Source organism: Streptomyces sp. SID4985 (assembly GCF_009863025.1).
In the GTDB taxonomy this organism is placed as follows: Bacteria; Actinomycetota; Actinomycetes; order Streptomycetales; family Streptomycetaceae; genus Streptomyces.
In genome coordinates this window covers 21197-30164 of sequence record NZ_WWIR01000686.1, presented here as the reverse complement: position 1 = coordinate 30164, position 8968 = coordinate 21197, and the positions used below count along the sequence as shown (strand labels likewise).

Genomic DNA, 8968 nt, shown 5'->3' with positions numbered 1-8968 from the left:
GCCTGGGGCCGCCCGCCGCTGGAGGGGCTGCCCGAGCTGCGGGAGTGGTTCGCGCGCGGCATCGGCGGCGCCGTCACCGCGGCCGAGGTGCTGATCGCGGCGGGCGGCCAGTCCGCGCTGGCCACCGCGTTGCGCGCCCTCGCCCCGGCCGGTGCCCCCGTCCTCGTCGAGTCGCCCACCTATCCCGGGATGCTGGACCTCGCCCGCGCCGCCGGACTCAGGCCCGTACCGGTGCCGGTGGACCGCGACGGGGTACGCCCCGACCTGCTCGCCGACGCCTTCCGCGCCACCGGCGCCCGCGCCTTCGTCTGCCAGCCGCTCTTCCAGAACCCCACCGGCGCCGTCCTCGCCCCCGACCGCCGCGCCGAGGTCCTGCGCATCGCCCGCGCCTCGGGCGCCTTCGTCATCGAGGACGACTACGTACGCCGCCTCGCACACGCCGACGCGCCCCCGCTGCCCCGCCCGCTCGCGGCCGACGACCCGGACGGCGTCGTCGTCCACGTCGGCTCGCTCACCAAGGCGACCTCGCCCAGCTTCCGGGTGGCCGCGCTCGCCGCGCGCGGCCCGGTCCTCGAACGGCTGCGCGCCATCCAGGTCGTGGACAGCTTCTTCGTGCCCCGCCCGCTCCAGGAGGCGGCCCTCGAACTGGTCGGCTCCCCGGCGTGGCCGCGCCATCTACGGTCGCTGTCGGCCGAGTTGGCGGTACGGCGGGAGGCGATGGCCGGCGCGCTCGCACTCCACCTTCCCGAACTCACCGTGTCCCACATCCCGTTCGGCGGCTTCCACCTCTGGCTCCGGCTGCCCGAGGGCATCACGGAACCCGCCCTGATCGCCGCCGCCCTGCGCGCGGGCGTCTCCGTCACCCCCGGGCGCGCCTACTTCAGCGCGGAGCCCCCGGCGGCCCACATCCGGCTGAGTTTCGCGGCGGTGGCGAGTACGGGGGAGATCGCGGAGGGGGTGCGGCGGCTGCGGGCGGCGTACGACGAAGTGCGGTGAAGTCGGACAAGTCCCGTACGGTGCCTGTCGGTTGACACCCGGCACGGCGGTGTTTTCCGGTCACTCCGGGTGGCGGGGGCCTGATCGCCCTTGACCGGTACCCGTCCTGGGCCCACCATCGGCCCATGCCACTTCGGGTGACGTTCGTCGCGGCCGCCCACGGTTCCCCGTCGTACGCCGAGCGCTTCGGGGACGACCGGCCGCTGGACCAGGCCGGCTGGGACGAGGTGCAGCGGATGGTCGGGTACCTGCTCCCGCTGGCCGCCGCCGAGCTGCGCTACTGCTCCCCGACCCCGCGCAGCCGCGCCACCGGCGACGCCCTCGGGTACGCCCCGCTGGTCCAACTCGCCCTTCGTGACTGCGACATGGGCCGCTGGCGCGGACTGACCCTGGGTGAGGCGATGGCCCGCGAGCCACAGGCGGTGGACGCCTGGCTGACCGACCCGCGCTCCTCCCCGCACGGCGGCGAGTCCCTGCTGGCGTTCATCTCCCGGGTCGGCGGCTGGCTCGACACCCGGCCCGTGGACGAGTACGGCCGGATCGTCGCCGTCGCCGAGCCCGCCGTGATCCGCGCGGCCCTGGTGTACGCGCTGAAGGCACCACCCGCGACCTACTGGAACCTCGACGTACGCCCGCTCTCCGCCACCACCGTCACGGGCGGGTCGGGGCGCTGGAACCTCCGCCTGGACGGGGTGTCGGCCCAGCCCTCGCACACGTAGCCGTCGAGGTGCTCAGCCCTCGCGCACGTACTCGGTGGTCAGCACCAGGTCCTTCGCCGGACCGCCGACCCGCCACACCGAGCGCCAGTGGTCGGCGTCGGTGACGGTGAACTCGCCCCGGTAGAAGTCGGCCGAGCAGGGATGCCCGGCGAGGTAGTGCCCCGTGCGCAGGTCCAGCTCGTGGAAGGGGCGCCCGTCCGCGAACCGTACGTCCGCCGTGCCGGGCTCCTGACCGGGCAGAAAACGCAGCGTACGGGTCGCGGGCCGGGTCACTCCCTGCCAGGTGAACTCCCCGGACTCCTCGTGCAGCAGCCCGGGTTCGCCGTCCGGCAGGGGCGCGAAGACGGTGACGCCCTCGAAGCGGCCGGTGTCTCCGCTCGCGAGGTCGCGTACCTCGCGGGTGACGCGCCAGCGTCCGGCGAGATGGGCCAGGGTGTCGGGGACGGGCAGGGAGTCGGGGACGGGCACGGGGCCGCCGTTCACCTGGTCCGCTGCCGTGGCGCTCCCTGCATCCATGCCCCGAGTTTACGGCCGCCCGCCCCCGGGCTACCGCCCCGCCTCCTCCACCGGCAGCCACAGCTCGCAGTCGGCCTCGGTGCCGTCCGGGGTGGGACGGACCCGCAGGATCTCCGGGCCGGGGCGGCTCGCGTACGGGTTCGACGGGAACCACTGCGTGAACACGTCCCGCCACAGCAACTGCACGGCCTCCGGCATGGGCCCGGAGACGGTGAACACCGCCCAGGTACCGGCCGGGACGGCCAGGCTCGCGAGATGGTCCGGCGCGGGCGCCGAGGTGACCACCCCGTGGTAGTAGTCCAGCTCCGTACCCTCGGCCCGGCTCGGGTCCAGGTCGTCGCAGACCGCGACGACACCCTCCGGCTCCTGGTCCGACAGCTTGGCCAGCCCCGCCAGTTCCTCCTTGTCGATCCCCCGGACGAAGTCCATGATCGCCCGGTTCGGCCCCGCGTGCACCAACGGCACCCTGGCCTTGAACCCGACCACGCCGAACTCCGGCTTCTCCACGATCCGATGCCGCATACTGCCGCTCCCTTCGATCACGAGACGGAAGGACATCCGAGGCTGCGAACTGAGCGGCGCACCGGTCCGCCGGGCCTCACCCGGCCCGACCCCGTGCATCGCGCGGAACGCCCGAGCGAACGCCTCACCCGAGCCGTAGCCGTACCGGACGGCGATGTCGAGCAGCGCCTCCCGGCCCGCGACCACCTCCGCCGCCGCGAGCGTGAGCCGCCTGCGCCGCACGTACTCCGACAACGGCATCCCCGCCAGCGCGGAGAACATCCGCCGCAGGTGATACACGGAGGTGGCCGCGATCCGCGCCAACTCCTCGACGTCCACGGTCCCGTCGAGCCCCTGCTCGATCCGGTCCATCACGTGGTTGAGCCGCTCCAGCACGCGCCTGTTCCTTCCTCTTGACGTGACTGACGCTAGGCGGGGCGGGGGAGGCCGGGCCCGACTATCGGTGCCCGATGATGTCGGGTCGGCGGGCGCCGGAAGAGATTCGTGCATTCTTCACGTGACTGCGTTCCGGCGCGCGCTCCGAGGGGCGATGATGATCACGATGCCGGGCGGTGCGTTCTTCGTACAACCGCGGCGCGGGGCGGGTGTGTGTGCGGAGACCGTCCGCCACGAAGGGGCCCGAGGAATCTCCCCCCGGGGGGACCAGCGGTGCGCGGGAGGTGTCCCGTGGCGCGCCCCCCTCCATGCGTTGCCCCGGCGGTACCTCTTGACGATCCGGAAGGAAACACGGTTCACGATGCGTGCGTTACACAGATCGGCGGCGGGGAGACGGCACGGGACCGGCCCGCGCCGTGCTCTCGCCGATCACCTGGTGGTGCTCCTGCTCACCCTGGCCATGGTGGTGACCGGTTCCGCGCTGAGCGCGGGACCCGCGTCAGCGGCCGAGGCGGGGGCACAGGACACCGGCGCGGCGTGCGCGGCACACGCCACACCCTTCGACGCCGTGGCGAACGCCCCGGCCATGATCCTGCGCATGGGATGTGCCGGGGACGCGGGTTCGCTGCGGACGCTCGCCCAGAGTGACAGCGACCTCGTCGTGGCCTTCGACTACAACGTGCCCGAGCGCCGCGACGAGACCCGCGCCGAGGCCCAGAAGGCGGTCGCCGCCGTCCAGGCCGACCAGAACTCCGGGCACACCCTCGCCCAGGCGCTCTACGACCATGCGCGGGACAACGCGGTGGGGCTCTACCCGACGACGGACGCCGGTGACTACGACGGCCGGGTCACGGCCGTGGGCGACAGCATCGTCCTCGTCCTGCCGACGGGGGAGGTCGGCACGAGCGCCACGTGGTGGCAGAAGTTCCTCGCGGGCGGAATCGGCCTGGCGACGAACGTCCTCGCGAGCGGCGTATGCCTCGCCCTGTTCGCTCCCGGGGCCCCGGTGGCCGCCCCGGTCTGCGCCGCCGTGGGCGGCGGCCTCGCCGGCTTCGTCACCGAGGCGCTGAACGCCGCCTTCGACCACGCGGACTTCAAGGACCCGGACACCTGGGGCGGCCTGCTCGCCTCGGCCCTCTGGGGTGCCGTGGCAGGTGCATTCACGGGTGCCCTGGTGAAATGGGCGAGTGACAGCGCCGGGACCTTCGTCGCCGAGATCCAGACCAGCCTGCGTACCGTCTTCGCCCGGCTGGGCAGCTTCGCCGCCCCGCTGACGTACGTAGGCGACCGCCTGAACGAGATGGTGCCGGCCCTGCTGCGCCGCCTGAACGACCTCCAGCGGGGCGTCGGAGGAACCGGCACACCCCTGCGGGTCATGGTCGTCGGCGACTCCATGACGCAGGGGTACGAGGGCGACTGGACCTGGCGCTACCGCCTCTGGAAGTGGTTCCACGACCAGCACATCGCCGTCGACTTCGTCGGGCCGTACAAGGGGACCAAGGCGCAGGCCACGCCCCAGCCCCCGGCGCGGCCCCCTCTGCAAGGAGAGACCCCCGGCGCCTCGCTGGACAACCCGGACACCTCGGGCGGCTACGCGGCGGGCGTCGACCCGGCCTTCGACAGCGACCACTTCGGGGTCTGGGGCCGACAGGCGATGCAGGACAAGGGGCTGATCCGGGGCATGGTGGCGCAGTACCACCCGGACATGATCCTCGTCGGCCTCGGCTTCAACGACATGGGCTGGTGGGTGAGCGGACCGCAGGGGACGCTCGACAGCATGAAGACGTTCGTGGACGAGGCGCGGGCCGCCCGTCCCGACGTGAAGTTCGCCGTCGCGGACGTCCCCCAGCGCACGTACATCGGCGGCCGGGACGACCTGCCGCTCAGCACCACCGACTACGACCTGATGCTGCGCGACGCCATCCCGCGGTGGAGCACCCCCGTCTCGCCGGTCGAGCTGGTGAACTGGTCGGGCAACTACACCTGCGCCCGTGACGCCTGCCCCGCCGGCTACGACGGGCTGCACCCCAACGCGCTCGGCGAGTTCCAGATCGCGCACGCCTTCGAGACCACCCTCCACGACCGGTTCGGCATCGGCCAGAGCGTCCCCGCCGTCCCCGTGTCGGTCCCGGAGCGCCCCGTGGGCCTCGCGGCGAACGTCCGGGCCGTCTCCAGCGACCTGGGCGTCACGGTCACCTGGGACCGGGTGTACGGCGCGCGCGGCTACACGGTCCGCTCCCGGCTGGTGGGCGCGACCGCGTGGAACGAGACGCCGGTCCCGGCGAACCGGTACGACACGACCTGGACCCAGGACGGCTGGGAGTGGGAGTACTCCGTCCGTGTCGACGACGGGGGCGACGGCATCTCGGCGTGGTCCCCGATCGTCCGGGCCACCGCCCATCCACACACGGCGGCGCCGCCCACGCACATCCTCACCAACCCGACACTGGACGGTGTGGACATCTCCTGGGAGCCCGCGACGGGTCCGTACAGCGACAGCGTGGACCGCTACGAGATCCTCACCTGGGACAAGGACACGCCGGGCGCCTTCCTCAACAGCACGGCGGTGCGCGGCACTTCGGCGCACATCTCCGGGCTGGTCCCGGGCCATCACTACGTGGTCGCGATGGACACCTGGAACGCGGTGGGCGGCGGCCTGCCGACGGGCGCCCGGCCCGTCACCATCGGCGCGGGCACCCCGCCGACCCCGACGGGCCTGCGTATCTCGTCCATCGACGCCACGACGGTCCAGCTCGACTGGAACAGTTCGCCGCAGGCCGCCGGATACCGCGTCTGGTACCGCAACCGTACGGAGAACGGCCCCTGGCAGTCCGACGAGTACATCTCGGACACCCCGGACCGGGGCATCGCCTTCCTCTTCCCCGGCAGCTGGAACTTCGAGTTCGCGGTGACGGCGGTCAACGGCCAGATGGAGTCGGCGCGTTCCGGCGCGGTCTCCGTCCCGGCGCCGCCGAGCACCGGGGGCGGCGGTACCGGCGCCTCCGGCACGGGCACGAGCGGCGCTTCCCGTAAGGCTGTCCGGGCGGGCGGCGATTCCGGTCCGGACGCCGGGCAGGATCTCGCCCTGTTGCGGGAGGCCCCGACGGCCTCCCTCGGGTCGGTGCCCACCGCACGCACCCACGCGTAGTTCCTCGCCGCCCCCGTATCACCACGCGCCCTGCGTACCCTGGCTCGCCGCCGGGGCGCGCAGGGCGTCGGGTTCGAAAGGCAACGGCCTAGCGCCGCCGTACCGGCTCGGCCGTGTTCTTCGTGACGAAGTCGGCGACGGCGTCCCGCAGTTGCCGCAGTCCGGGTTCTTCGAGGGGGTAGTGGCCGGCGTTCTCCAGCATGACGGTGTCGACGGGGACCTTCGTGATGCGGGACAGCACCGGGAGGCTGAGGTGGTGGGGGCTCCAGCGGTCCTCGGTGGGCTGGGTCAGCAGTACCGGGCAGGCGTCGAAGCCCTCGGGCTCGACGGCGGGGACGTAGTTCAGATAGCGGTCCAGGAACCGGATGCTCACCCAGTTGGCGGCGGAGGTGCGGTCCTTCATGAGCGCCTTCATCGCGCCCGGGTCGTTGGCGAGCGCGGACATCTTCCCGGCCAGGCTCATCGGATACTTCAACGCGGCGGCCGGGGTCCTGGCGAGCAGCCCCATCGCCGGGGCGCCCAGGCGGGCGGTGAGCAGATCGTGCGCGGTCTCGTCGCGGACCCGCCGGTCGCGCTGGTCGAGAAACGTCATGCCGACGATGCCGCGCAGCGTGCCACGGGGCGCCTTCGCGGCGACGTGGTACGAAGGGGTGTGGTGGGCCTGTGTATGGCCCGGCTGTCCCTCGTGGCTACCGGATCTCCGTCGAGACCGGGTGGAGGAAGAAGAGGCACTGGGCCGCGTTGAATTCGCCCACCTCGGCGACGAAGCGGAACTCGTCGCCCGCAGCGACGGTGGCGGGGATCTTCCCGCCGGTCAGCTTCAGGTCGAGGACGTTGACGTCCTCGTACTTGAAGGCGGGCCCGGCCGACGTGTTCGATCCCTTGTCGCCGGGGCCCAGGAGGAGGTCGTAGCGGGTGTCGTAGTCACCGTGGGGCGCCATGTTCACGATCGAGCCGTCGAATGCGATCGTCCGGCCCTTGTGGCGGGTCGCGAAGTCCAGGTTCGCCTCGTCGCACGAGTCCGCCTTCAGCAGCGCCGCGAACTCGGGGTTGTTCTGAGGCGTGATCACCTCAGCGGCGGCCGACTCGGTGGCGGTCGGGGTCCGCCTGGCGGAAGGCTTCTGGCTCGCGATGGCCGCGGGCTTGTCTGCGCGGCCCTTTGTGTCGCCCCCGCCGCTGAGTGCGGTGGCAGTACCGATCACCATCGCCAGGACCACGAAAACGGCGGCCGCCGCGCCGATCAGGAGCCACGGTTGCGGCTTCTTCGGCCGACGGAAGTCGAGGGTGGAGCGAAGCGTGCCCTGCGTCTGGTCTACGAGCTCCCAGCCGTCCTTCTGCATCTTCGAGATTACCAAACCGGTGGTGCCGCGAACTGTCCGTACGGCCTTGTACTCGTACTTGATCTCTTCGGCCATGCGACTCCGCCCCCTGAACAAACTGTTCATACCAACTGCCTCGCGAGCATAGGGGACTTTGCGCGGAGCTCGAACGCTGCTTTGTGGCGGTTGCGGCGCCGGAACCCCCGTCGATCCCGCCCTTGCCGCCCCGCCGGATCCGGGAGAGGGCTTACGCGTCCGGGGCCGCGCGTTCGCCCGTGTCCTCATCGCGGTCCGCCAAGGACTCATGCTGCGACCGCGTGGGACGACACCGTCGACAACGAGGCGTTCGTACGCGCCGCCGCACGCGATCCGACGAAGGCGGTCACCCCGGGGAGGGGGTGACCGCCTTCGTCGTCAGCGGAGCCAGGGGGCCTCGTTGTGGTGTCGGCAGGTGGGCGATTCCGGCGTGCTACGCCACCGCGGTCTGCTCCAGCTCGTCGATGAACGACTGCCAGCCGGCGAGTACGCCGTGCTGCTGCTCGGGCGTAAAGCCGGGGGTCTCCTGGGTGAAGTGCATCCGGGTGCCGCCGGGGATGGCGGCCAGTTCGACGACGATCGTGGCCCGGCCGGGCTCGGCCGGGCGGTCGGTGATGGTGAACACGAGGCGCTCGTGAGGGACGACCTCGACGAACTCGCCGGTCCAGTTGATCGTGTTGCCGTCGGGCAGGACCATCCGAGCGGTCCATGTCCGTCCGGGCTCGGCGATGAAGTCGAGGCTGTCGAGCGGTACTTGAACGTCTTTTCCGCCGAACCACCGTGCGAAGTGCTGCGGTGTCGTCCAGGCGGCGAACACGGCTGCCGGGGGTGCGGCGAAGTCGCGGTCGATCTCGATGCCGTCGATGGTGATACCGGTCATTGCTTTTCCTTGTTCGCGAGGGTGGTCAGGTGGTCGTCGAGGGCGTCGAAGCTGTCGGCCCAGAACTGCTGGTAGCCGCCGATCCATGCCGCGGCGGCGCGCAGCGGGCGGGCGTCGAGAGAAGCCGGGCGGTACTGGCCCTCCCGCCCGCGGCTGACCAGCCCCGCGCTCTCGAGGACCCGTAGGTGCTTGGACACGGCCGCGAAGGTCATCTCGAACGGCTCGGCAAGCTCACCCACCGTGAACGATCCCTCCGCGAGCCGGGCGAGCAGCGCCCTCCGGGTGGGGTCGGCGAGCGCGGCGAAGATGCGGCTCAGCTCATCGGCTTGCTGCATTTCACCGTCCAATCCGAGTGCATTCAACCGTATGGTTTTATACCGATGGGTTGAACGTAAGTGGTCGGCATAGCTACGTCAAGTCCATCCACGCACGACAGGGGTTCCCGGGTGCGTCCGGT

At 71.8% G+C, this 8968-nt stretch carries 9 protein-coding genes; 3 read left to right on the top strand and 6 right to left on the bottom strand.

Going from position 1 to position 8968, the window contains the following annotated elements; translation table 11 throughout:
* Together GTW40_RS30300 and GTW40_RS30295 are read left to right on the top strand one after the other, a co-directional pair.
* Positions 1-996, top strand: a 996-nt coding sequence (locus tag GTW40_RS30300) for a PLP-dependent aminotransferase family protein (protein ID WP_161183330.1), incomplete at its 5' end; no start/stop codon positions are given.
* 125 nt (positions 997-1121) lie between these two features.
* The gene (locus tag GTW40_RS30295; protein WP_161183329.1) at positions 1122-1715 is read left to right on the top strand and encodes a histidine phosphatase family protein; all 594 of its coding nucleotides are present in this window, start codon (positions 1122-1124) and stop codon (positions 1713-1715) included.
* Between the two features lie 12 nt (positions 1716-1727).
* On the opposite strand, the gene GTW40_RS30290 is transcribed toward GTW40_RS30295, so the two are convergent.
* Together GTW40_RS30290 and GTW40_RS30285 are read right to left on the bottom strand one after the other, a co-directional pair.
* Complete coding sequence (locus GTW40_RS30290) at positions 1728-2231, bottom strand: DUF6314 family protein (RefSeq protein ID WP_161183328.1); 504 nt, start codon at positions 2229-2231, stop codon at positions 1728-1730.
* 30 nt (positions 2232-2261) lie between these two features.
* Positions 2262-3128 carry an AraC family transcriptional regulator gene (locus GTW40_RS30285; protein ID WP_161183327.1) on the bottom strand — a complete coding sequence of 289 codons (867 nt, stop codon included), beginning with the start codon at positions 3126-3128 and terminating at the stop codon, positions 2262-2264.
* A 361-nt stretch (positions 3129-3489) separates the two neighbouring features.
* Between GTW40_RS30285 and GTW40_RS30280 the strand changes: the two genes are divergently transcribed.
* The gene (locus GTW40_RS30280; protein ID WP_161183326.1) at positions 3490-6276 is read left to right on the top strand and encodes a fibronectin type III domain-containing protein; all 2787 of its coding nucleotides are present in this window, start codon (positions 3490-3492) and stop codon (positions 6274-6276) included.
* A gap of 88 nt (positions 6277-6364) precedes the next feature.
* Here GTW40_RS30280 and GTW40_RS30275 read toward each other — a convergent pair whose 3' ends face one another.
* The 4 genes from GTW40_RS30275 to GTW40_RS30260 all read right to left on the bottom strand — a co-directional run bounded on the left by GTW40_RS30275 (position 6365) and on the right by GTW40_RS30260 (position 8846).
* On the bottom strand, positions 6365-6868 hold the full coding sequence (locus GTW40_RS30275; protein WP_161183325.1) for a lysophospholipase: 504 nt from the start codon (positions 6866-6868) through the stop codon (positions 6365-6367).
* A gap of 97 nt (positions 6869-6965) precedes the next feature.
* On the bottom strand, positions 6966-7691 hold the full coding sequence (locus GTW40_RS30270) for a DUF4839 domain-containing protein (protein WP_161183324.1): 726 nt from the start codon (positions 7689-7691) through the stop codon (positions 6966-6968).
* Between the two features lie 373 nt (positions 7692-8064).
* The gene (locus tag GTW40_RS30265) at positions 8065-8511 is read right to left on the bottom strand and encodes an SRPBCC domain-containing protein (RefSeq protein WP_161183323.1); all 447 of its coding nucleotides are present in this window, start codon (positions 8509-8511) and stop codon (positions 8065-8067) included.
* A complete protein-coding gene (locus tag GTW40_RS30260) occupies positions 8508-8846 on the bottom strand; it encodes a metalloregulator ArsR/SmtB family transcription factor (protein ID WP_161183322.1) in 339 nt (112 codons plus the stop codon). Before GTW40_RS30260 ends, GTW40_RS30265 begins: the two co-directional genes overlap by 4 nt.
* Positions 8847-8968: the final 122 nt, after the last annotated feature.